Raw genomic sequence first — 25,070 nt, forward strand, 5'->3', positions numbered from 1 at the left:
TTTTAAAACTCTTACTCACAAATAAACTCAAAAGATGGTTTTTTAGAACCATCACTTCTAATAAAACCAAATTTTTTCTGCGGGTTGGTGCGCCAAGGCAATTTACCGACAACACTTTGGGGTACATTTTCAAAATCGTACAAGGTCCATGACATAAAATGAATGTTGTGTTTAGACAATACTTTTTGCATTGTTTGATGATAGTTAGCTTGCTCTTTTTCTGAACTTGCAAATGGCCTCCAAAAACCACCATAAGAAGACAGACCAAATTCTTGTAAAATAAGCTGTTTATTAGGTATTTGCTTTTTTAAAGCTAGATATTTAGTCTCAAAATTTTCTATATCTTCATAATAATGAAAAGATACATAATCTACTTTGTCGCTTAAAATTGATGCACTTTCTATATTAGACCAACCTATGGTTACAGGATGTATTTCATCAATAGATTTAATAAGTATCAATAAATATTCTAACCAAGAAATTATATTTTCTTTTCCTCTAGAGCTAAAGTCTAAGTTGGGTTCGTTTTTTAAATCCCAAGCTAAAATAGCTTTATGGTCTTTAAATGTAGTAACAATTTTGCTAGCGTGTTTGTAGGTAAGTGTCCAATCTAAAACATCGTAATTGCCATAAAAATCAAATAAGGTAACCACTACTTTCAATTGTTTTTGTAAAGCGATATCTAGAACTGTTTTTAGTTTGGCTAACCTTTCTGGTTTAACCTTCGCTTTTCCAAAATCTTCATAAGGCACAAAAATTCTAATGGAATTTAAACCTGATTTTTTAATCAATTCAAAATCTTTGGCAATAATTATATCGTCAAAATCATCCCCAAACATATTCCAAGGTGTTTTTTGAGGATAATAGTTAATTCCTTTAATCCACAACGAATCTGGTGGGGTTTTTTTAATTCTTTTGTCAAAAGGTTGTACATGCTCTTTAATACTATGTCTTACCCTCCAAAAACCATCTTCTAACAACAAAATATGTTTGTAATCAGCTTGCTCTGTAGTTGCTAAAATTTGTTGTTCGTTTTGAAAAACTTTCTTGTGTTCTACAACTTTTTTATCCTCTAAAACAATCAATTGCCCATCTTCACTATAGAATAAAATATCAGGATTGTGTGTTAGTGTAGTAGACTCAAAATAGGTTCTACTTTTTAAATTGTCATTAATAGTAGCGTAAAGGTTTTTTCTAGCATTTTTAGTGTAAAAATCTTCTATTCCTGTTTTTTTATTTTCTCTGTAGGCCACTTGTTTTACATACCAAGCATCTAAATAATTACTTTCTACTTCCTGTAAAACTTGAGCGCTTATGTTTCTACCCTCATTACCATCGTTTTTCCAAAATAATTGAGGTGTGTAATTGTCTTCTTTATAAACTTGTGTATGTAGTAGTTTGCTTCTGTCTGCACCCGTGTTTAAGTAAGATAAAACACTACTAATTAAAAACAATACAATAGCACTAAGTACTATGTAAGAACTTATTAAAATAGCACGAATAAGTAATTTATTATGAATTACCATAAAGAAATGTTTTCTATATTTTTAATTACACCAGCTGCTTCTATATTAAAGGTATATGTACCTTTTTTAAAAAAGTTTTTGTTAAGTATAAAATTTACAAAACCTTTTCGTGTTTCTGCATGGTATGTTTTTATAATTTTGTCTTGTTGCAATACAGTTAAAGTTACTTGCAATCCATCAGGAATCATCTGATTCATAAAACTTGTAAAAGGTCCCACTTTAACCTGAGTATTGTTTTTAAATAGCGATATATTAAAATCTTTTACAGCTTTTTCATAAGATATAGCTAATGAATTGCTTTCAGAAATACCCTCTATAAAAGCTTTAACCTTCCAATTAGATGCTTTGTCTGGGTGAATCATTTTTGCCTTGGCAACACCATTTAAGGTTTGCCCATATGTTTGTAAGACTGCATTTTCTGTATCTGTAATAAAAAAGTAAACAAAAGTACCATCACTAACAATATTGTTGTTTTTGTCTTTTAATACAGAAGTATAAAAAGTAGTTATCTGGTTTCCATCTGCATAGTTATGATTTCTATCAAAAGAAATTTGAAAGTTTTTTGGAATAGCAGGTACAATAGTTACATCGAATTCTGTTGAATTTTTTTGTTGATGATTGGTCGATAATAACATTCTACCAGATTTTAAAGGTGAATAAATGTTACGATAGGCAATTAAATTTTTGGTCTGTATTTTGGTCTTATTTTTAGTGGCTAAAAACTGGGTTTTTAAATTAACACTAGTGTTCTCGGGTAAAGGATTGTCTAGCGAATCTGTAGGAATGGTAACCAACATGGTAAAATCGTTACCACCAGCTTCTATACTTGGTGGACCTAAATACATTTCTAAAGATTTAGGTTTTTCTTTAGGGTTAATGTAAATAGCTCCTTTAATTTTAACTTTTTTATTTTGAAAAACTTTCCAATAAATAAGTCCTCTTTTTTTGGTAAAATGTTCTGGAAGTTCAAAAAGGACTCCTCCATTTATTGTTTTACTTTTTATTACCGTACTTCCATAACTATTTGTACAATACATCTTGTACTTTGGTGTTGCATCATTGGTTTTAAATTTTAAAGCAACCTTATCTCCAGCAATAAAAGATGTTTGAGAGCTCAAGAAAGAAATATTTTCTTGTGCGCTTACAACTCCACTTAATGTGGATAAAAAAAAGATGGTTATGTAAATGTAACTTCTCATTATCTTGGACTTCCAATAAAATTGTTTAATTCTAGTTTAATAAATTTATAGATATCATTATTAGTTTTTTGCAATTGATTGTAAGAGTGATTTACAATTCGTTCTCTTACAATTTCTTTAGCAATGTCTGAATTCGGCAAACCATTTACTAAACAATTTTCCATATTGTTACTTATTGTTGTAATCAATTTATCCTGTAATAACGTATATTTAAAATGTTGTTTACGCTCTTGTCTAATGGCATTTTGTACAATTAGTTGATCTACCCAAACCAAGTCTTTAGCATCGTTATAATACGAAACAATTAATTGTGGAATGGTTATTTGTTGCAATCCTGCATTGAAAATAGTTCCAGTAATATGTTGGTTTTCTACTTTTACATCACTTATTGTAGCATCTTTATACAAATCAGAATTGGTTACATTACCAGCTGCTTGTAAGTTAAATTTGGTGGGTTGTTCTTCAAATGCTACAGGCGTAAACTCATCTGGATTAAACGTTTTTGGAATAGAATCTTGTATTTTTGACCAAGCAATTCCTTCAAAATCTATTCTAAAACTAGTAACCTCTTTAGGCACTAGTTTATGCTTTACATGGTATTTGGCGTTATAGGTAGCTAATTCTTTATTGTCGTCATTATATAACGTTCCTTTTAAAACCACATCTGCAGGTACATTGTCTATATTTTGAATTTCGCCAATAATTGCATAACTATTATTTACTTTTACCAATTTGGCTTTTAATATTTCTAAAACAGGTTGTTTTAAAACATCTTCATGGTAGGTATGTTCTGTGGTAACACGTCTTCTACCTTGATTAAAATATTGGGTACTATTTTTACTGTACAATTGATTTGGAGGTAAGTCTTGCTCAATTTTGGTAGGTTCTATATACCATTTCCCATCAACTTTAATCAAGTCTTTGTATATGGTTTTATTAATTTTCTCTAAAGGTGTAATCCATTGTGTTAGCACCTTAACGGCAGCAAAACTATCTGTTTGTTTGATAATTTCTGTAGAAATAGCATCTAATTTTCCGTAAGAATTTAAAATTCCATCAGTTACAGAAACTTCTAACATAAACTGAGCAATCGTTTTTTTATTTTTCGGATTGATAAGTTTGTAACTCTTTTCAAACTCTTTAAAATCTAAAGCATCGTAATATGCCATAATTGCGTTTTCTGGAGTTCTTTGAGTATCATTTTTTAAATAGAATATATACATTCCATACCCAAAAAAGAACAGTACAATTGCACTCCATATATGTATGGAAAGCAATAACTTTGAAGGAAATTTAGTGAATTTTAGTTTGAAGTTTTGAAAATCGCTTGGTTTAAAATTGCTAAGTTTTAAACTCTGTAAAAAAACGGATTGGATGTTTAAAATAAAAGCAATGATTACGGTTAAAAAAGGAATAATTCCCCAAAGTAACTTTAAACTTTTAGCCACATCTTCTTTTGGTAAAATAGAAGACAGAGGAGGTACATTTAGTTTTTCCCAAACCATAATTCCGTTTTCTAAAGGCGGTAGCCGTTGCCATCCACAGAAATACAAAATAGGATCATAGAATTTATCATTAGAAAAAACATATTTTAAATTATACTTTTCTGGAGTGGTTAAAAATTGTTGCAACGAACCAATACCAGCAACTCCTTTAAATTTAGAATTTTCTAAGCGTTCTATAGGTCTTGTTGTTAATTCTGGCAATCTTCTTGCAGAATGGTAGTTGCCATCAACAGTCATGGCATTAGTTTGTGCAGACAACCACGCCATTTGATCACCAAAACCTAAGGTTAAAAAGCGCCATTTATCATGTTGATCTTGGTTTAAAAAGTTAACAATAGGTAACATTTTAATTTTTTGTGGTTGTGAAGGCCTAAAATACCCAAGACTCATTGTAAAAACTACCATTGCCAAAAAAAGACTAGCCAGAAATCCAGCAAATAATTTATGGTAAACCGCTCCAAATTTTGAAACCATTAATATCTTTAAATCGCCATTTATCAATCGAAAAATAAATTCACCAATCATTGGTAAAGACATAATTGATGCCCATAAAGTAAATCGATCTAAGGTTAAAATATTAAATGCATTTTCACCTAAAATGAGTTTAGGAATTGGCGTGGTACCTCCTGTGCCCAAAACCGTTAACATGGCTATAGAAAGACCAAAAAATAGATAACGTTTGCTAAAATATCTGTAAAAAATATAAGGCAGCAACAATAATATGATTCCCCAAGGAATAAAAAAGAACACCAAACCAGAAGAGGTAATTTCGAGAAAATTATCTCTAGAACCATGAGGAATTGGGACTTGAGTTATGGGGTTGTTTTTAGAATTAATCCAATACGGAAAAATGCAAAATACAATTAGAAAGAGTGATGAAAATCCAAATAAAAGATTTCGTTTAAGTTGTTTAAAAAAAACTCTTATAAATATTTTGAAAGTCACTTCTTTATATGAAGTCACTTTTTCTCTAGATTTATCCATTATCACTGTTCCAATTAAAGGAAATATGAAAAAGACCATTCCAAAAATAGGAGTAACATGATGTGAAGTTACGGTAACCGCAATAAGCGATAATGATGTAAACAAGTATCGATACCTACCGGTTTTTAACCATAAATAAATTTCGGGTAATGCATGCATTAAAATAGAAATACCAACAATACTAGGTAACTGCCCAAAAACATGTAAGGTTTCTAAAAATGATGAAGATAAAGAAGCAAATAAAGCGGTGTAGCCTGCTACTTTTCTATTTCCAGTCATTAATAAAGAAAAACGATATGAACCCGTAATAAAGAGCACTATACCTATTAATGCAACTGTAAACAATCCAAATTTCAAGCCTCCTATTAAAGATAAAGCGGCAATAGATTGATGTACTAAAGGCGGATAACTCATTACTGTAAAACCAGTATACCATTTGTAACTCCAGGGTTCAAACCAACTATTAGCATAATGATCTGCAAAAAACAAATGAATTAATGCATCATAGGTGGTTTCTAGTGTAAAAAAAATAGCAGCACCATGAAAAGCAACTCCAAAAAGTAAAGCGGCAATTAAAAAAGTATTGGTCTTTTGTTTCATACACAAATTATCTTATGTAAAGATAATCGGATTTCTAATATCGTTAAAATTTATTTAACTAAAGGAAAATGCCATTCGTCTAAACATCGAGCAGGTTTTGGCGCGAAATGTGAAAAGCAACTTCCATGCTAACGTACATTTGTAGCGTATTTAACACAAAAACAGAACAAGATGAAAGTATTAGCAATAGACGATCAGAAATTAGTTTTAATCCCATTAGAACTTAGATTAAAAGAATTAGGTTATGATGTAAAAACAGCAACTTCTGCTCTTTCGGGTAAAGTATTAATTGATTCTTTTCAACCAGATTTAGTTATTGTAGACATAAATATGCCTACTACCTCTGGTTTAGATATTGTGAATTACATTAGAGAAGAAAAACAATCTGAAACTCCAATAATGATTTTATCTGGAAATACTGATGATAAAATTATTGCAAAAGCTTTTGATTTAGGAGTGAATGACTATATGAAAAAACCACTAAGTTTAGGAGAGGTTTGTGCTAGAACTAAGAGATTAATTGGCTTACCACAACAAAATAAATTAGCAAAAAATTTTCAAGATGTTTTAATACAGAAAAGGTGTGTTGGCGTTGTTATTCCTTGTTACAATGAAGAAGAGCGTCTGTTAAGTGCAGCATTTACTTCATTTATCAAGAAAAACTCTGGATACCATTTGTGTTTTGTTAACGATGGTAGTAAAGACAATACATTGCAAGTATTAAACGAATTAAGAAAAGGTAGAGAAGATTTTATTACTGTATATGATTGTGAACAAAATGGAGGAAAAGCAGAGGCTGTAAGATTAGGAATGTTGCACATGGCTAAAAAGCAAGATTTGGATTACATCGGGTTTTTAGATGCCGATTTATCTACAGATTTATCAGATTTTGATGACTTAGTAAGCACTATAGAAAGTTCAGATTACAAGATTGTAAGTGGTTCTAGAATTAGTAGAATGGGAGCGAATATTACCAAAGAATCAGCAAGAAAAATAATCAGTTTATCAGTAAATTATATCATTAGAAAAATACTTTCTATGGATTTTAAAGACACGCAATGTGGCGCTAAAATCTTTCATAAAGATGTTATTGAAACTTCATTTAATGACAAATTTGTAACGCAATGGATTTTTGATGTGGAAATTTTTAAAAGAATTACACTAAAATATGGCTTAGAGAATGCTAAAAAAATGCTTTGTGAGCAACCTCTAAAAAGATGGATTCATGCAGATGGTTCTAAACTATCTATGAAAGATTCTTTTAAAATTATTGGTCAGTTAGGACAAATAGCGTTGCATTACAGAAATAAAAAAACAAAACCCGCCAAAGAAATTGAAATCAATTTAAATGATGATATGTTACTATCTAAATCTGCTTAAAAATAGAGATGAAAACAGGAATAATACTACTTTTCTTTAATGATGAAAAAGAGATTACTGAAAACTATTTTAAAGTATTTTTAAATAACAGAGCCTCTAATTTCTGTTTTGTAAATAATGCAAGTAAAGACAAAACATTAGACAAATTAAAAGAAATTAAAAAATTTAACTACAAGAATATTTCAATTATAGATATAAAAAGAAATAAAGGTAAAAACGCAGCAATTAAAGCTGGTGTAAGATATCTAAAGAATAATGAAGATTTTAATTCTATTGTTTATTTTGAGTTTTCTAAATATAGAAAACATAAAAACCCAGAGCATCTTCTTCAATGTATTGACGACAATAAAAAAGTAATAAATATCATCTCAAAAGCCTCTAATAGAAAAATTTTAAAAAATGTTTTTTCTCTCGAAGAAATTATAAAATAAAAACAGAATGAATACAGCAACTCTTTCACCTAAATTACTTCCTATAATTGGAAAAACACAAAATTATGCTTGGGGTGGTAAAAATTATATCTCAGAATTATTAAAAATAAAATCAAATCATCAGAAATGTGCTGAGTATTGGTTGGGTGCTCATACAAGTGCACCTTCATTTATTTCTACATTAAAAGGAAATATTCCTTTAGATACTTATTTAAAAAATAATTTATTTGAAAGTTTAGGTAAAGAGACACTTCATAAGTTTGGTAAACTTCCTTTTTTATTCAAAGTCTTAGATGTAAAAGAAATGCTATCAATACAAGTTCATCCAACAAAAAAGGCTGCAGAAATAGGATTTAAACTTGAAAATGATTTGGGTATTCCGTTGAATGCACCTTACAGAAATTACAAAGATGACAACCATAAACCTGAAATTATGGTAGCCTTAAGTGAATTTTGGTTATTACATGGTTTCTTGCCCAAAGATAAACTAGAAAAAGTATTAAAAAACACTAAGGAGCTAGCCTCATTAATGCCTATTTTTATAAAAGATGGATATTTAGGATTATATAAGAAAGTTATGAGTTTCTCTAAGGAAGAAATTTACAAGATATTAAATCCTTTAACTCAAAGAATTATGCCATTGTATTGGGCAGGAAAATTAGAGAAAAACTCTCCAGATTATTGGGCTGCAAAAGCAGTTGCTAGTTCAGCGGAGAAAAACAACTTGGATAAGGGAATCTTTTCTATTTATTTTTTTAATCTTGTTCAGTTACAAAAAGGGGAAGCTATTTTCCAAGATGCTGGTGTTCCTCATGCATACCTAGAAGGTCAGAATATAGAATTAATGGCTAATTCTGATAATGTTTTACGCGGAGGATTAACACAGAAGCACATAGATGTAAATGAACTACTCAAACATATATCTTTTAAAGCTACAATTCCTAATATTTTAAATGGCGAAAAACAAAAAGATAATTTAGAAAGAATTTTTCTTACTCCAGTAAAAGATTTTGAACTAAGTGAAATTAAAATCCCAATTTCTAAAGTTTACAAATCGGTATCAAAAACACCACAAATTTTATTATTGTTAAAAGGAGAAGTTGAAATCAGAGATAAAAATAATTCATTAAAACTAACTAAAGGGCAATCTGTTTTTCTAAAAGCAAACTGTGATTATGAGATTGTTTCCTTAAAAAATGCAATTGTTTACAAAGCAAAAGTAGGAAACTAAAGGCTTAGTATTATTCAACCCCTAAAGATATAAACTGAAACGTATTTCCATCAAACAATCCTTTGTCAGACAATTTTAAAGAAGGAATTACCAACAACGCCATAAACGATAAACTCATATAAGGCGCTCTTAATTTGCTACCCATTTGTTTTGCCATTGTATCTAATTCTGCATAAGCCTTTCCAATTTCTTGAGCCGATTTATCAGACATAATTCCGGCTACTGGTAGCGAAACAATTTTCTCTTTAGATTCATTAACAGCACAAACTCCTCCTCTATTTTCTATGATTAAATTAACCGCTTTACAAATAGCTTCATCAGAAACTCCAACTGCAATAATATTGTGCGAATCGTGCCCAACTGAACTTGCAATAGCACCTTCTTTGATTCCGAAATTTTTGATAAACGCTATAGCCGGTTCATCATTTTGATAACGATTGACAACCGTCATTTTTAAAACATCTGTTGTTGTATTTGAGACTAAATTCCCATCAACAATTAAAGAATCTGATTCTATTTGATTGGTTACTAATTCGCCATCCAAGGCTTCAATAACTCTTATTTTTTTTGCTGAAGATTCAAGTCTAAAATCTGCAATTTGTTTTTTATCCGTATTAAAATTATTCAGAACTTCAAAATCGACAGATTTTATAAATGATTTTCCATTTTTAGCAACCAATTCTCCATTGATATAGGTTTCTAAAACGTTGAATTTCTCCAAAGTATCAACGATAACAAAATCTGCAAAATCACCTTTTTGCAACAAACCAACCTCTAAATTATAATGTTTTACGGGGTTTATACAAGCTGCTTGTAAAACTTTAAAAACATCAATTCCTTTAGCTACAGCTCTTTCACACAATTGATTGATGTGCCCTAACAACAAATCATCTGGATGTTTATCATCAGAACAAAACATCATATTCTCAAAATGTTCAGGTAACAAATCAATTAGAGCTTCAAAGTTTTTTGCTGCAGAACCTTCTCTTATAATCACCTTCATTCCTTTTTGTAATTTCTCTAAAGCTTCCTCGTAAGAAAAACACTCATGGTCTGTAGAAATTCCTGCTGCAATATATTTGGTTACATCATCACCTCTTAAACCAGGAGCGTGACCATCTATAGGTTTGTTGTTATTCTTTGCATGCTGAATTTTCTTTAAAACTTCTGCATCGTCAAATAAAACACCCGGATAATTCATCATTTCTGCTAAATATTTGATGTCAGGATTCTCCATTATCTTTTGAATATCATCAGAATCAATTATTGCACCCGCACTTTCAAAAGAAGTTGCTGGCACACAACTTGGTGCTCCAAAATTGAATTTCAACGGAACTTTTTTTCCGTTTTCAATCATAAAATCGACACCTTTTACACCCAAAACATTGGCAATTTCATGTGGATCAGAAACCGTTGCTACAGTTCCGTGTACAACTGCAATTTTGGCAAATTCACTAGGCACTAACATTGAACTTTCTATGTGAATATGTGCATCTACAAAACCTGGTAAAATGTAATTTTCTTTGTTATGATTAGCTTCTCGAACTTCTAAAATTCGATTGTTTTCAACAACAATTTCTCCTTTTAAAATTCGTTTATTTAGAATATCAACAATATTACCTTGTACAATCATATTTGACGCTTTTACACAAAATTACAAATAATAAAAATTGATGTATTGCTCTTTGTAAACTTTATGGTATTTTTATTTTATGAATACTATTTTTAAAAACTTGTCATCTAAAAACGCAGAAAACATTCTTTTACAATGTTATAGTATCGTTGGTACTGCTACAAAACTTCCCGGAGAATTAGATGCTAATTTTAAAATTAAAATTGATGGTAAATCGAGTTATATTTTAAAAATTTCACCCGAAAACACGGATTTTGATGAACTTGATTTTCAAGTACAAATGTTATCTCATATTTCTGCAAAAGAGAAATCTATAAATGCTCCAAGATGTATTCTTGATAAAAATAAAGTCCTTATTTCTAAAATTAGTCTGAATAATAAGAATCACTCCGTTAGACTTTTAACTTGGATTAATGGCAGAATTTGGAACTCCGTTAACCCCAAATTAAAAGAATTAAACTTTAGTTTGGGAGAAAAAAACGGCAAAATAACTAGAGCTTTATCTGATTTTGAACATCCTTTTTCAGAACGAAAATTAGATTGGGATACTGCGCAAGCACTTTGGACAAAAAACTATTTACACCTTTTTTCTTCGGATGAAGAAAAGGTAGTTTCTTATTTTCTAAATCAATTTGAATCTTTTCAAAAGAGCTATAAAAAGTTAAGAAAATCTGTTGTTCATAATGATGCGAATGACAATAACGTACTAGTTTCAGAAAATCTAACAAACCCAAAAGTAAATGCTATTATAGACTTTGGCGATGCTGTAAAAACGCAAATCATTAATGATTTGGCAATTACTTGCGCTTATGCAATTATGGATACAGAAGATCCTTTAGAAACAAGTTTAGCTATTGTAATAGGCTATCATTCTACTTTTCAATTGGAAGAAAAAGAACTTGAGTTCTTATACACTTTAATTGGTATTCGATTGGTAATTTCTGTAACTAAATCTGCCATCAACAAAATAGAAAATCCAAAAAACAAGTATTTACTAATCAGCGAAAAACCTGCTTGGGAAGTTTTGAGAAAATGGAGAACAATTTCAGCTAATTTTGCACATTATAGTTTTAGAAATGCATGTGGGTATACAGCACACCCAAATCAACAAAAATTCGAAAAATGGGCAAAAGAACAACAAGTTTCTTTATCAGAATTGTTTCCAACTATCAATAGAAATCAAATTCATCATTTAGACTTGAGTGTTTCTAGCACGTTTACGGGCCATCAAGAAGAGTTTAATAATTTAGATTTATTTCAATTTAAAATTGTACAACTTCAAAAACAAGTCCCAGATAAAATCATTGCTGGTGGTTATTTAGAACCTCGTGCTTTATATACCTCAACAGAATACGATACCATTGGCAATTATGGAAGACAAAGCAGAAGTATTCATTTAGGCATTGATTTTTGGTTGCCAGCAAACACTCCTGTACATGCTTTGTTTGATGGTGAAATAGTTATTGCAGTTAATGATGAAGGTGATAAAGAATATGGAGGATTAATTGTGTTGAAACATGAATTAAAAGAACTCACATTTTACACTTTATACGGACACAATACTATAGAAAGCGTTCAGCAACATGCTATTGGTGACCTTATAAAAAAAGGTGAACAAGTGACTGTATTGGCCAACTATCCTGAAAATGGAAATTGGGCTCCTCACCTACATTTTCAAGTAATGTTGTCTTTATTAGAGTATAAAAATGATTTTCCTGGTGTTGGGTATTTTCATCAAATTGATGTCTGGAAAAGTATTTGTCCTAATCCAAATTTATTGTTTAAACTAGCTGGTTTTAAAGAAAATTTAATTGATGTTTCTCAGACCATTTTGAATGAACGAAAACAGCATCTTGGTAAAAGCTTAAGTTTACAATATCAGCAACCACTGCACATTGTAAAAGGTGCTAATCAACATTTGATTGATGCTTTTGGTAACAAATTTTTAGATACTGTAAATAATGTGGCACATGTTGGCCATGAAAATTTTAATGTAGTTAAGGCTGGTCAACAGCAAATGGCTTTGTTAAACACCAATTCTCGTTATTTGCACAAAAATATTACTACACTCGCCAAAGAACTTTTAGAAACCTTACCCGAAGAGTTGTCCGTTTTGCATTTTGTAAATTCGGGTAGTGAAGCCAATGAGTTAGCAATTAGAATGATAAAGGCGAATACAAATTCTGATGAAATTATTGCGTCTGAACACGGTTATCATGGTAACACAAACAAAACCATTGCTATTTCTTCTTATAAGTTTGATGGAAAAGGAGGAAAAGGTAAACCACAAAACACACATATTTTTCCAATTCCTGATACTTTTCGAGGAAAATACCGAGGAGAAGATATTGCAAAAAAATATGCGAAAGAAGTGCAACTTCTTATTGATAAAATTCATAAACAACATAAAAAAGTAGGTGGTTTTATTATTGAACCTATTATTTCTTGTGGTGGTCAAATTGAATTACCTCAAGGCTTTCTAAAAGAAGTATATCAAAAAATTAAAAACGCAGGTGGTTTGTGTATTTCTGATGAAGTTCAAGTTGGTGTGGGAAGAATGGGAAAAACCTTTTGGGGATTTCAATTTCACGATGTCGTTCCAGACATTGTAACCATTGGAAAACCCTTAGGAAATGGACATCCTATTGCTGCTGTGGCCTGTACCAAAAAAGTTGCTGAAAAATTTGCCAACGGTATGGAGTTCTTTAACACATTTGGGGGAAACCCAGTTTCCTGTGCGATTGCTAATGAAGTTTTAAAAGAAGTTAAGAGAAAAAAATTACAAGAAAATGCTTTAAAAGTGGGTGAGTATTTAAAATCTGAATTACAAAATTTGACTAAAAAATATACAATTATTGGTGATGTGAGAGGACAAGGTTTATTTTTAGGTTTTGAATTGGTCAATAAAAACTTAAATCCTCTATCAGAAAAAACAGATTACTTAATTAATAGAATGAAATATTATGGAATTTTAATGAGTTCAGATGGACCAGATCGTAATGTTATCAAAATAAAACCACCTTTAACCTTTACTCTAGAAAATGCTAAAGAAGTTATTTTTTACTTAGAAAAAGTTTTTGATGAAGACTTTATGAAACATAACTAAAATAGAATTCTTACATTTATAAAACTTAAACGACAATCAATAAAAAACAATGTATAAAAATATATTCTTATTACTGCTACTCTTTGTATCATTTCAAATTAGCGCTCAAAAAAAAGTTGAAAAACCAAAAAAATGGAATGTTAATAATCCACATGAAAACTGGTTGTATGAAACTTTTCAGCTGAATACCGATGAGGGAACTTGGATGAATTTAGATGTTTCTCCTGATGGAAAAACCATTGTTTTTGATTTGTTAGGGAATATTTATAAAATGCCTATTTCTGGAGGAACAACAACTGTTTTACGTTCGGGTTTAGCTTTTGAAGTTCAGCCTAGATTTAGCCCTAATGGAAAATACATTTCTTTTACAAGTGATGCAGAAGGAGGGAATAATATTTGGGTAATGACAGCTGATGGTAAAAATGCAAAATCCATTACAAAAGAAAAATACAGATTACTCAATAACGCTGTTTGGACACCAGATGGTAAATCTCTAGTAGCCAGAAAACACTACACATCTCAACGTTCTGTGGGTGCTGGAGAAATGTGGCAATATCCTCTTTCTGGAACTGCTGGATTACGATTAACCAAAAGAAAAAACGACCAACAAGATGTGAATGACCCTTCTATTTCTTCTGATGGAAAGTATTTATATTATGCAGAAGACATGTATCCTGGAGGATATTTCCAATACAACAAGGATCCAAATAAACAGATTTATGTTATCAATCAATATAATTTTGAAACAGGAAAAACTGAAAGAATTACTGGAGGTCCTGGTGGAGCAGCAAGACCCGTTGTTTCTAAAGACGGAAAGTTATTAGCATTTGTAAAACGAGTAAGAACAAAAACGGTTTTATACATTCATGAGTTAGAAACCGGAAAAGAATACCCTATTTATGATGATTTAAGTAAAGATCAAAGTGAAGCTTGGGCAGTTTTTGGTGTGTATCCTCATTTTGCTTGGTTACCGAACAATAAAGACATTGTTTTTTGGAGTCAAGGAAAAATTAACAGTATAAATATCGATTCTAAAGAGGTTACAAACATTCCTTTTCAGGTAGATCAAGAGGTGAAATTAGCGAAAACACATCGTGTAAAAAGAGAAGTTTTCAGTACTGAATTCAGCTCTAAAATGATTAAGGATGCTCAGACTTCTCCTGATGAAAAAACACTTGTTTTTACTGCCTTAGGTCATCTTTACAAGAAATCTTTACCAAACGGAATACCAACAAGAATAACTAATTTAACTGATTTTGAAGCAGAACCAAGTTTCTCTGCTGATGGGAATGCTATTTTATTTGTAAGTTGGAATGATGAAAAGTTGGGAAGTATTTACAAAGTAAATTTAGATGGTTCTGGTTTGATAAAAATCACCAATAAAAAAGGAATTTACAGGACTCCAAAATATAATAATGCAAATACTAAAATTGTTTACAGAAAAGAATCTGGAAATGGTGATCAAGGATATGATTATACTAAAAAAACTGGAATTTATATCGTAAATACTGATGGAACATCACCTAAAAGAATCTCTAAAACTGGAGAATTCCCTATGTTTTCTTCAGATGACAAACGTATTTTCTTTCAAACTGGAGGTTCATTTTTTGGAGGATTAACTAAAAAATTAAAAAGTGTAGATTTAAATGGAAAAGAAGAAAAAAGTCATTTTTCTTCAAAATTAGCAAACAGATTAGTTCCCAGTCCAAACAATAATTGGATTGCTTTTATACACTTGCATAAATTGTATGTTGCTCCTTTTGTAATGAATGGTAGTGAAATTAATTTAGACCAAAAAACAAAATCATTTAATGTAGAAAGCTTAGATGAAAATGCTGGAATTAACCTGCATTGGAGTGCTGATAACAAAAAAGTATTTTGGACTTTAGGAGATGAATACGCTACTAAATCAATTGTTAACAACACCACAAACCCGTTTGCAAAAACAAATTTAGACCCTGACAAAAAACCTACTATCAAAATTAATTTAGTAACAAAATCTGATGTTCCTGAAGGTAGAATTGCTTTCAAGAATGTAAGAATTATTACCATGGAAGGTGACGAAATCATAGAAGACGGAACTATCGTAATTCACAAAAATAAAATTGAGCAAATAGGTAAAAGAAGAAAAATAAAAATTCCTACTGATGCAAAGGTTTATGACCTAAAAGGGAAAACAATTATGCCTGGTATTGTTGATGTTCATGCGCATGTTGGTGCTTTTAGAAATGGTTTAAGCACACAGAAACATTGGCAATTTTATGCCAATTTAGCTTTTGGAGTTACTACTTCTCATGACCCTTCTGTACATACAGCTGCAGCTTTTACCTTAGAAGAATTACAAAAAAGTGGAAATTTGGTTGGTCCTAGAATGTTTTCGACTGGGTTTATTTTATACGGAGCTGAAGGCGATTTTAAAGCTGTGGTAAACAATTTAGATGATGCACGTTTTGCCATTTCAAGAACGAAAGCTTTTGGCGCTAAATCCATCAAAAGTTACAACCAACCAAGAAGAGAACAACGTCAACAAATTATGCAAGCTGCTAGAGAGCAAAAAGTAAATGTGGTTCCAGAAGGAGGTTCTAACTTTTATGCAAATATGAGTATGATTTTTGATGGACATACAGGTATTGAACATAATATCCCTGTAAACCCTGTTTATAAAGATGTATTATCTCTTTGGAAAAATAGTGAAACTGGTTACACACCTACATTAATTGTAAATTATGGAGGAATGAATGGAGAGTTTGAATGGTATCAAAAAATGAAGGTTTGGGAGAACAAAACTTTACTGAAATACACCCCAAGATACATTATTGATACGCGTTCTAGACATAGAACTATGGTTCCAGAAGAAGAGTATAAAAACGGCCATATTTTAACATCAGAAACAGTTACTGAATTGGCAAAAGAAGGTGTAAAAGTAAATCTAGGTGCACATGGACAATTACAAGGATTGGGAGCACACTGGGAATTATGGATGTTGCAACAAGGTGGATTATCGAACCATGAAGCATTAAAAGCTGCTACAATAAATGGAGCAGATTATATTGGTGTTGCTAATGAAATTGGATCTTTAAAAAAAGGAAAATTAGCCGATTTAATTATTCTTGATAAAAATCCTTTAGAAGATATTAAAAATTCTAATTCTGTTATTTTTACAATGATAAACGGTCGTTTGTATGATGTAGATACGATGAATGAAATTGGAAATTACGATAAAAAAAGAAGCAAATTCTATTTTGAACAAAATGGTTACAATCAAGGTATGCCTTTGAATTCTCAAACCAATAGTTTCTTAATTCCAAGATGTAGTTGTCATGAATAGTTATTTATTTCTTTGGATAAATCACAGTATCTAAAGGAATATCATATTTATTAATCTCTGAAATTTTAGAAATAGGTTTAAAGAAATTTACACCTATTTTTTTACAATCTTCTCTACAATTGCTTAAAAATCGATCATAAAAACCTTTTCCATAACCCACTCTATAATTGTTTTTATCAGAAATTAAGAGAGGTACAAATACCAAGTCCAATTCTTTTTCTGAAATTGGAACTGCATTTTTAGGTTCTGGAATTCCGTATGTATTGGTTTTTATTTCTGTATCTTCTTCTAAAATAAAATGTGATAAAGTATTTTGGCTAAAATTACTTTTTGAAACTACAATTTGTTTGTTTTGTTCTCTAAAATAATCAATTATAGGTTGCGTATCGATTTCTTTAAACTTTTTTAACGTTAGAAATAAATGTATATTTTCTACTTGCGAAATCTCTAAATCATAAATTTGCTGATAGATACTTTCTTGTAAATTTTGAATCTCATCAAAAGTTAATTCGTTTCTCTTTTGCTTGTAAATATTTCTAAGTTCAAGTTTTTTCACTCTATAATTTTTCTAGTTCAATCTTAGCTTTTTTAGTCAAACCTTTTACAACCAAATTATAAGAATGGTTAATGAGTTCTTTAACCAAATCGTCTGAAACATCACTGGTGTTTACGTTAACAGTATTCCAATGTTTTTTACTCATATGAAAACCTGGATTGACACCTTCATAATCTGCACGCAATTCTTCAGATTTTTCTGGATCACATTTTAAATTGATACTTTCTTCTCCTCTTTCCCACCTGTCTAAACCTGATAGCGCAAACATCTTATTCATCACTTTAAAAACCAGCGTAACATCATCAAAAGGAAAATGTTCTGTTACACCTTTTTTTGTAATGCAAAAATCTCTTAACTGCTCAATATTCATTTTTAAAAAGTATCTTTATAAACCAAATCTACAATTATTTTCAATATGGAAAAGGAATTTTTAAAACATACTTCTCTCATTACATATTCTGCGGAAAATTACCAGAAAAATAGTTTTGATACTATTTCTGAAATTATTTTGAGTAATAAAACGCAAACTATTGAATGGCTAAACACCTATGGAAATAAATACACTGAAATTTTTAAAACCATAGTTTCTAAGAACAAGTTAGATGATTTTTTAATGAAGTTATTTATGAATCAAGAGCATTCTAACAAAGTAATTTTATTAGATGATTTGGTTTTTATTTCTACACGTGTCTTAATTACCAAGAGCGAAGTTTTAGATTCTGAACAAATGCTTTTTGTAGTTTCTTCTAGTTATTTATGGAGTATTCAAGAAAAAGAAGGCGATTACTTTGATTGGATTCGTGAGCGTTTAGAAGGCAATAAGGGAATTGTGAGAAAGAAAAAAACTGACTATTTATTGTTTTTACTCTTAGAATCTATTATTGACAACTACCAAGAAACGTATCAGAAATATGCTGATTTAAGTGCAGATAAGTTAGATTCCTCAAACATAAAACCCACACCAGAATTTACTGCTGCCGTAGAAAAAAGAAAGCAAGAATTATTCAGTTTTAAAAAAGCAACATTAAGTTTACGAGATACAATTATAAAACTAGAGAAAATAGAAATTGATAATTTTGATGTAAAATATTTTAGCGAATTAAAAGAGCAAACTAATAATTTGATTTCTAATATCGATTTTGAATTACAAGAACTAGAAAGTAAAATCAATTTGATTTTCAGTATTCAAGGTCATCGTTTAAATGAAGTAATGAAAACCTTGACAATTCTTTCTGTTATCTTTATTCCATTGACTTTTTTAGCAGGTATTTATGGGATGAATTTCGAAAACATACCCGAACTAAAATTTAAATATGGCTATTTTATTTTACTCGGAATTATGGTTTTAGTAACTATCATTTCTGTTTGGTATTTTAAACGTAAGAAATGGTTTTAGATGAAAAAATTAAGTAAACGTGAAAAAGAGGAAATAGCTAGGAAAAAAGATTCTAGATATACAACTTGGTTTTGTTTCATTTTTGGAATTATATTTTCAATTGGTGGATTAAAAAGGTGGTTTTCTGATGATATTAGTATTCAAATGAGCTCAAGAACAAACTATCCAATTTTAAGTAATGGACTGTATCCAACAATTATAGGTCTAGTGTTTGTAGTTATTGGATTTTATAGAATGTTCTTTATTAAAAAACCTTAATTTTAAATTTATATAATTTTCAAAAAAATTATAAATCTTTTTTTTGTTTTAACAATTCAAATAAAAAATACAGTAGACCTAAAATACCAAAAAGTAATAAAAACCATTTTCCAATATAAATTAGAATTAAAATACCTAAACCTTTAGATGATTGGCTTTCTTGAATCATTACCAAAGTAGCATTAATTCTTTCAGAATTCATAACTAAATAATATAACAGTAATGATGTTATAGAAAGTGTAATAAGTTTTAAATATTTACTCATTCAAAAACTCTTTCAAAAACCCCTTCAAAACAATCAAACTCTCTTCAGGATTTTCTTCCATAGGAACGTGACCTGAATTTTCTAAAATTACTAATTTTGAGTTTGGTAAAATGCTATCCATACGTTTTCCATTGTTTAAAGGAATCCAATTGTCTTTTGCTCCCCAAAGTAATAATATGGGTGTTTTTACACTTTTTAGTTTTTCTAAATTTGCTTTAGAACCTAATTTAAAATCCATTTTAGCTCTATCAATAAACGCTTGTCTATTGCCAACTCTTAATGCCATTTTATGATAACGTGTAATCAATTCATCAGTAATTTTTGAATCATCAGCATACACTTCTTTCATGTTTTTTTTGATGAAAAACTTAGGTGTTACATACAAAAACAAATCACTTAAAACAGGTGTTTTTGCTATTTTAAAAACTGCAGGTTGAGGTTTGTTTGTTGGTAATCCGCTTGCGTCTACTAAAATAAGTTTTACAACTTTATCAGGATTTTCAGCGGTATAATTCCAAGCAATATTTCCTCCTAAAGAATTACCTGCTAAATGAAATTTAGTAACTTTTACTTTCTCTAAAAATTGATGTAAAAAGCTAGTGTAAGATTTTATAGAATAATCAGCAGTTTTGTTTGGACCAGTAAGTCCAAATGCTGGCAAGTCCATTCTAATAATTCTGTTAGTTTTTTTGAGTTCTTTTGTCCAAGCATTCCAAGTGTGTAAAGAAGACGCCGTTCCGTGAACTAAGACAATTGGGAATCCTTTTCCTTCATCTCTATAATGCACTTGCATTTCATCTATTTCAATAAATTTCGAATGCTCATTAGCATATTCTTTTTTTAAATCTTCAACAGAAATATCATAATAAATTACTCCTTTAATCAATAATAAAAGTACAATAAGAAGGGTGTAGAGTATGTATTTTTTCTTATTGCTTTTTTTCATCAATCCTTTACAATTTCATATAAAACTGGCTTACTTGGTGTAGCATCATTTTCAAATGGCGCAATCATTAAGTTTAATAAATATTCTCCATCCTCTACTTCATTAGGCACATAAATAAACTCCGTTATTGTTGCATCCATTCTTATTTCTCCTTCAGTATTCCAAAAAGCATTGTGAGACAAAAGTTTTCCTTCATCTTTCTCTTTATCTACAGATGGTAGATCAATTAATAAATGTTTAATCCCTTTTTCCCTTAAATAGATAGCAGCTTTTTCTGACAAATACGTTGGATTTGTGTTTGAGTATTCCATACTCTTTTTTTCCTCTAAATTAGGTAAAGTACGAATTACAATAGCATCACGTTTCTTATTTTTCAAGGCATTTTTTAACTGCTTTACTCCTATAAGAAAATCTCCATTATGAAACAAAGGAGCTATGGTAACCACTTCTGCTAAAAAAATGAAATATTTTAAATTTTTGTTTACAGAATGTACTTTTTCTGTAATATGCCCCACACATTCTGTATGTGTAATATGCGAATGTGGATTAAAATGAATACTGTTAAAGTTAACAACTGCACCATTAGCAACGCTTATTTCATAACCATCTTCTGTTTCTGCTGAAATTTTTGGAGCATCAATATACCAAGCATTTACATTCTTTCTTTTAGGGTCTATAGGAATAGAAATATCTATAGGATTTGAGATATCTACTGTTATTTTTCTCGAATTATATTCTACTATTGCTTTCATGTATGCTGAACTTGTTTCAGTAACTATTATTTTAAATTTAAGAGGAATAAATCGGATGCTATTCCATCAGATAAAAACTTCCCTTTTTTTGTGGTTAATAATATTTGGTTTTCAATATACAATAATTCTTGCTCAATAAATTTTTTAGATTGATTTTCTAAATATTCAACATATTTTTCTCCAAAATCAGTATTTATTTTTGCCAAAGAAACGCCCCAAATAGTGCGTAAACCTGTCATAATATATTCATTATATCTATCTTTTTTAGATAGTATTTCTCTTTCTATTGGAAGTTTATTTTGTTGAATTGTGTTTATATATTTCGAATTATTTCTCACATTCCAACTTCTTGTTTCTCCATCAAAAGAGTGTGCAGAAGGACCAATACCCAAATACGGTTTTCCTAACCAATAGGAGGAATTGTTTTTACTAAAAAAACCCTGTTTTCCAAAATTGGAAGTTTCATAATGAACAAAATTTGCTTTTTGTAATTCATCAATTAAAATATTGAATTGTTCTTCGGCTTTTTCATCATCAACATTTTTAATAATTCCTTTTTTAATAAAAGAATCTAAAGCTGTTTTTGGCTCTACAGTTAATGCATAACTAGAAATATGCGGAATCTCAAAACTCAATGCCGTTTGTATATTTTCTTTCCATTCTTGGTGGGTACAGTCTGGAATTCCATAAATTAAATCTAGGGATATATTAGAAAAATATTGAGTTGCTATTTCCAAACATTTTTTAGCTTCTTTCGAATTGTGTGCACGATTCATCAGCTTTAAATCTTTCTCAAAAAAGGATTGAATCCCAATACTTAATCTGTTAATTGGAGATTTAGAAAGTTCTATTATTTTTTCTTCTAACAAATCATCAGGATTAGCCTCTAAGGTAATTTCTGGTTTTTCAATAACTGTATGATTTGCATAAACAGCATCAATTATGCTATGAATTTCTTGTGTTGTTAATAAACTCGGAGTTCCGCCACCAAAGTAAATAGTTTCTATGATTTGATTTTGAAGTTCATCTTTTCTAATTTCGATTTCTTTAATCAAACAAGCAATCAATTCATCTTTCTTTTTTAACGATGTAGAAAAATGAAAATCGCAATAAAAACACGCTTGTTTACAAAATGGTATGTGAATGTAGATTCCTGCCATAAAACAATTTAGAAGTTACTTTTTAACACGTTTTTCATTCTGCTTCACAAAACTTGCCCAACCTGTATAATTTTTCCCACCAACTACTTTACCTGAATTGTAAAAATGACAAACTGCTGCAGCTAAACCATCTGTAGCATCTAAGTTTTTAGGCAAAGTTTTTAAATTCAAAAGCGATTTTAACATCAAAGCCACTTGTTCTTTGCTTGCATTTCCATTTCCGGTAATTGCCATTTTTATTTTTTTAGGCAAATACTCTGTAATCGGAATTTCGCGTGACAAACCTGCTGCCATTGCAACACCTTGTGCTCTACCCAATTTTAACATCGATTGCACATTCTTACCAAAAAAAGGAGCTTCAATTGCAATTTCATCAGGATTGTAAGAATCTATCAACTCAATAGTGCGCTCAAAAATGAGTTTGAGTTTTAAATAATGGTCATCATATTTTTTAAGTTGTAGTTCATTCATTTGAATAAATTCCATCTTTTTCCCAACTACTTTTATCAATCCAAAACCCATTATCGTAGTTCCTGGATCAATACCTAATATGATTTTTTCAGTACTCAAATTTTATCGTTCTTTGTATAAATGCAAATTTCGCTTACATACAAATCTAAACAATTCTTTTGGTTGCTCATAAAACTAACCATTGTATTTGGATGTGCTTTTTTTATTTATCAAAAGTTAGTTTTTAATAATGATATTAACTTTTCCTTTTTTAAAAATGAATTGATTCAGAAAAACATTTTTACTGTAAAAAATCTATGCATTCTTCTTTTTTTTAGTGTTTTTAATTGGGTGTTAGAAATTTTAAAATGGCAAAATTTGGTTAATATTATTCAAAATATTTCATTTAAAATAGCTACAACTCAGTGTTTAGCTTCATTAACTACATCACTTATAACACCAAATAGAATTGGTGAATACGGAGCAAAATCTATGTATTTTAAAAAACCTTTGAGAAAACAAATTTTAGGATTTAACTTTATTGGAAACTTTTATCAATTGATTGCTACTTTATTCTTTGGAAGTATTGGTTTTTCTTTTTTTGTTTCTAAATACCCTGTAAAGATAAATTTCAACTCCGTTTTTGGCATTCTAATCATTATATTTTTAGCTTTTTCTATTATTTATCTTTTGATTAAAAGCTTTCAAACTGGAGCCTCTTATCTTCAAAGAATTAAAAATTTTATTCAAAAAATATCATTCTCATTAAACTTAAAAATATTGAGTCTTTCATTTCTTAGGTATCTTGTTTTTTCTCATCAATTCTATTTTTTATTGGTTTTATTTGGAATTGAAATCCCATATTTAGATACAATTGCTGCAATAACTTCTATTTATTTAATTGCTTCCATTGTTCCTATGCTTTCTTTTTTTGATATCGTTTTAAAAAGTACAGTTGCTATATGGGTTTTCTCTTTTTTAAAAGTGGACATTCTCATTGTTTTAAATGCTGTGACTCTAATTTGGATATTAAACTTTGCGATACCAGCAGTTATTGGAAGCTATTTTGTACTAACTTTTAAACCTAATTTCACAAAATGATTTGGGTTATAGTTTTTATATGTACACTTTATACAATTTTAATCATATTTCTTACCATTGGTTTTTATAAAGTTGATGAATTTATTGACAAATCTGAACTAGCAACAACTAAATTTTCGGTTGTAATTCCGTTTAGAAATGAAGCTAAAAACTTACCTATTTTATTAGATTCCATTAGCAAATTAAATTACCCAAGTAAACTTGTAGAATTCATTTTTGTTGATGATGATTCTTCTGATGATTCTGTTGAGATTATTAAAAAGATGCTTCCTAATGTTAGAATGACATTTCAACTTTTAAAAAACAAACGAACATCCAACTCTCCAAAAAAAGATGCCATTACAACCGCTATTTCAGTTGCTAAAAACGAGTGGATTGTTACCACTGATGCAGATTGTTTTTTACCTGAAAAATGGTTAAAAACTTTGGATGCTTTTATTCAAAAAAATCATCCAAAAATGGTAGTTGCTCCAGTAAATTACCAAGTTAAAAACAACTTCTTAGAACAATTTCAACTGTTAGATTTTATGAGTATGCAAGGAACTACTATTGGTAGTTTTGGAATGAATTTCCCTTTTTTATGTAATGGTGCAAATTTAGCTTATCGTAAAAACGATTTTTTTAAATTGAATGGTTTTGATGGAAATGACACTATGGCAAGTGGTGATGATGTTTTTCTATTTGAAAAATTTATAGAAAGTGATAAAAAAAGTGTTCAATATTTAAAATCTAAAGATGCTATTGTTACAACTTTTCCTGTAAAAAACTGGTCAGATTTAATAAATCAACGTACAAGATGGGCAGCAAAAACAAGTCATTTTAATTCTTTAAAAGTAAAACTAATTGGTTTGATAGTTTTATTAATGAATCTCTTTACTATTTTTTGTGTATTTACAGGTTCTTTAAAATTAATTCTGATTAGTTTAGGATTAAAAATTATTATTGATTGGTTTTTATTAAAAAAAGCAATGCTTTTTTTTAATCAAAAAATAAATTTTATGAAGTGGTATATTCCTACATGTATTTGTCACCCATTCTTTAGTATTTATGTCATTTTTTTAACACTAACTTCAAAATACCACTGGAAAGGAAGAAAGTATAAGAAATAACTAAAAAAAGTAATCCATGATTGCTTCTGCTTTAAACCAAAGAATTAAAGCTATTGCTAAAAGCAGTACTAAGAAAAGTCCTTTTTTGGGTTTAGCTTGTTTTACTCTTGTACTACTAAATTTTCTTTGAAATTTAATATTTCTCTTACTCATT

General features: G+C 29.7%; 21 protein-coding genes. 9 read left to right on the top strand and 12 right to left on the bottom strand.

What is annotated here, in order from left to right; all coding sequences use genetic code 11:
* Positions 1 to 11: 11 nt before the first annotated feature.
* From DIS07_RS02850 to DIS07_RS02860, 3 genes are read right to left on the bottom strand one after another with little or no spacing between them, the layout of a single operon-like run.
* Entirely contained in the window at positions 12 to 1,526 is a 1,515-nt protein-coding gene (locus DIS07_RS02850; protein WP_109403700.1) for a glycoside hydrolase 5 family protein, read from the bottom strand.
* Entirely contained in the window at positions 1,520 to 2,725 is a 1,206-nt protein-coding gene (locus tag DIS07_RS02855) for a hypothetical protein (RefSeq protein WP_109403701.1), read from the bottom strand. The genes DIS07_RS02850 and DIS07_RS02855 overlap by 7 nt, the downstream gene beginning before the upstream one ends.
* Positions 2,725 to 5,814, bottom strand: coding sequence for a hypothetical protein (locus tag DIS07_RS02860; RefSeq protein WP_109403702.1), 3,090 nt, complete (start codon positions 5,812 to 5,814; stop codon positions 2,725 to 2,727). Before DIS07_RS02860 ends, DIS07_RS02855 begins: the two co-directional genes overlap by 1 nt.
* A gap of 171 nt (positions 5,815 to 5,985) precedes the next feature.
* Between DIS07_RS02860 and DIS07_RS02865 the strand changes: the two genes are divergently transcribed.
* The 3 genes from DIS07_RS02865 to manA are packed head-to-tail and all read left to right on the top strand — an operon-like array spanning position 5,986 to position 8,856.
* Positions 5,986 to 7,194 carry a glycosyltransferase gene (locus tag DIS07_RS02865; protein ID WP_109403703.1) on the top strand — a complete coding sequence of 403 codons (1,209 nt, stop codon included), beginning with the start codon at positions 5,986 to 5,988 and terminating at the stop codon, positions 7,192 to 7,194.
* Between the two features lie 8 nt (positions 7,195 to 7,202).
* Positions 7,203 to 7,625: a glycosyltransferase gene (locus DIS07_RS02870; protein ID WP_109403704.1), complete on the top strand. Its 423-nt coding sequence runs from the start codon at positions 7,203 to 7,205 to the stop codon at positions 7,623 to 7,625.
* Positions 7,626 to 7,632: 7 nt separating this feature from the next.
* The gene (manA, locus tag DIS07_RS02875; RefSeq protein WP_109403705.1) at positions 7,633 to 8,856 is read left to right on the top strand and encodes a mannose-6-phosphate isomerase, class I; all 1,224 of its coding nucleotides are present in this window, start codon (positions 7,633 to 7,635) and stop codon (positions 8,854 to 8,856) included.
* Positions 8,857 to 8,866: 10 nt separating this feature from the next.
* Here the strand turns inward: manA and ade are convergent, their stop codons facing one another.
* Positions 8,867 to 10,489 carry an adenine deaminase gene (gene ade, locus DIS07_RS02880; protein ID WP_109403706.1) on the bottom strand — a complete coding sequence of 541 codons (1,623 nt, stop codon included), beginning with the start codon at positions 10,487 to 10,489 and terminating at the stop codon, positions 8,867 to 8,869.
* A gap of 79 nt (positions 10,490 to 10,568) precedes the next feature.
* On the opposite strand from ade, the gene DIS07_RS02885 reads away from it, so the two are divergent.
* Both DIS07_RS02885 and DIS07_RS02890 read left to right on the top strand, forming a co-directional pair.
* On the top strand, positions 10,569 to 13,595 hold the full coding sequence (locus DIS07_RS02885) for an aminotransferase class III-fold pyridoxal phosphate-dependent enzyme (protein WP_109403707.1): 3,027 nt from the start codon (positions 10,569 to 10,571) through the stop codon (positions 13,593 to 13,595).
* Between the two features lie 49 nt (positions 13,596 to 13,644).
* The gene (locus DIS07_RS02890) at positions 13,645 to 16,923 is read left to right on the top strand and encodes an amidohydrolase family protein (RefSeq protein ID WP_109403708.1); all 3,279 of its coding nucleotides are present in this window, start codon (positions 13,645 to 13,647) and stop codon (positions 16,921 to 16,923) included.
* A gap of 4 nt (positions 16,924 to 16,927) precedes the next feature.
* On the opposite strand, the gene DIS07_RS02895 is transcribed toward DIS07_RS02890, so the two are convergent.
* Together DIS07_RS02895 and DIS07_RS02900 are read right to left on the bottom strand one after the other, a co-directional pair.
* A complete protein-coding gene (locus DIS07_RS02895; RefSeq protein WP_109403709.1) occupies positions 16,928 to 17,479 on the bottom strand; it encodes a 5-formyltetrahydrofolate cyclo-ligase in 552 nt (183 codons plus the stop codon).
* 1 nt (position 17,480) lies between these two features.
* The gene (locus tag DIS07_RS02900; protein WP_109403710.1) at positions 17,481 to 17,849 is read right to left on the bottom strand and encodes an MmcQ/YjbR family DNA-binding protein; all 369 of its coding nucleotides are present in this window, start codon (positions 17,847 to 17,849) and stop codon (positions 17,481 to 17,483) included.
* Between the two features lie 45 nt (positions 17,850 to 17,894).
* Between DIS07_RS02900 and DIS07_RS02905 the strand changes: the two genes are divergently transcribed.
* Both DIS07_RS02905 and DIS07_RS02910 read left to right on the top strand, forming a co-directional pair.
* Positions 17,895 to 18,875 (top strand): magnesium and cobalt transport protein CorA, encoded by a 981-nt coding sequence (locus DIS07_RS02905; protein ID WP_109403711.1) that lies wholly within the window; start codon positions 17,895 to 17,897, stop codon positions 18,873 to 18,875.
* Positions 18,876 to 19,133 carry a hypothetical protein gene (locus tag DIS07_RS02910; RefSeq protein WP_109403712.1) on the top strand — a complete coding sequence of 86 codons (258 nt, stop codon included), beginning with the start codon at positions 18,876 to 18,878 and terminating at the stop codon, positions 19,131 to 19,133.
* A 28-nt stretch (positions 19,134 to 19,161) separates the two neighbouring features.
* Here DIS07_RS02910 and DIS07_RS02915 read toward each other — a convergent pair whose 3' ends face one another.
* The 5 genes from DIS07_RS02915 to ruvC are packed head-to-tail and all read right to left on the bottom strand — an operon-like array spanning position 19,162 to position 22,826.
* Complete coding sequence (locus DIS07_RS02915; RefSeq protein WP_109403713.1) at positions 19,162 to 19,398, bottom strand: hypothetical protein; 237 nt, start codon at positions 19,396 to 19,398, stop codon at positions 19,162 to 19,164.
* A complete protein-coding gene (locus DIS07_RS02920; protein ID WP_109403714.1) occupies positions 19,391 to 20,344 on the bottom strand; it encodes an alpha/beta fold hydrolase in 954 nt (317 codons plus the stop codon). The genes DIS07_RS02915 and DIS07_RS02920 overlap by 8 nt, the downstream gene beginning before the upstream one ends.
* Positions 20,344 to 21,096: a cyclase family protein gene (locus DIS07_RS02925; RefSeq protein ID WP_109403715.1), complete on the bottom strand. Its 753-nt coding sequence runs from the start codon at positions 21,094 to 21,096 to the stop codon at positions 20,344 to 20,346. Before DIS07_RS02925 ends, DIS07_RS02920 begins: the two co-directional genes overlap by 1 nt.
* 26 nt (positions 21,097 to 21,122) lie before the next feature.
* Positions 21,123 to 22,256: a radical SAM family heme chaperone HemW gene (hemW, locus tag DIS07_RS02930; protein ID WP_109403716.1), complete on the bottom strand. Its 1,134-nt coding sequence runs from the start codon at positions 22,254 to 22,256 to the stop codon at positions 21,123 to 21,125.
* A gap of 15 nt (positions 22,257 to 22,271) precedes the next feature.
* On the bottom strand, positions 22,272 to 22,826 hold the full coding sequence (ruvC, locus tag DIS07_RS02935) for a crossover junction endodeoxyribonuclease RuvC (RefSeq protein WP_109403717.1): 555 nt from the start codon (positions 22,824 to 22,826) through the stop codon (positions 22,272 to 22,274).
* A 21-nt stretch (positions 22,827 to 22,847) separates the two neighbouring features.
* Here ruvC and DIS07_RS02940 point away from each other — a divergent pair, with 21 nt between their 5' ends.
* Together DIS07_RS02940 and DIS07_RS02945 are read left to right on the top strand one after the other, a co-directional pair.
* Entirely contained in the window at positions 22,848 to 23,807 is a 960-nt protein-coding gene (locus DIS07_RS02940; protein WP_109403718.1) for a lysylphosphatidylglycerol synthase domain-containing protein, read from the top strand.
* Positions 23,804 to 24,916 (top strand): glycosyltransferase family 2 protein, encoded by a 1,113-nt coding sequence (locus DIS07_RS02945; RefSeq protein ID WP_109403719.1) that lies wholly within the window; start codon positions 23,804 to 23,806, stop codon positions 24,914 to 24,916. The genes DIS07_RS02940 and DIS07_RS02945 overlap by 4 nt, the downstream gene beginning before the upstream one ends.
* Here the strand turns inward: DIS07_RS02945 and DIS07_RS15035 are convergent, their stop codons facing one another.
* Positions 24,917 to 25,069, bottom strand: coding sequence for a hypothetical protein (locus DIS07_RS15035; protein ID WP_181374525.1), 153 nt, complete (start codon positions 25,067 to 25,069; stop codon positions 24,917 to 24,919).
* Between the last annotated feature and the right edge of the window lies 1 nt (position 25,070).

The sequence above is a fragment of the Polaribacter aquimarinus genome (assembly GCF_003129485.1).
Lineage (GTDB): Bacteria > Bacteroidota > Bacteroidia > Flavobacteriales > Flavobacteriaceae > Polaribacter > Polaribacter aquimarinus.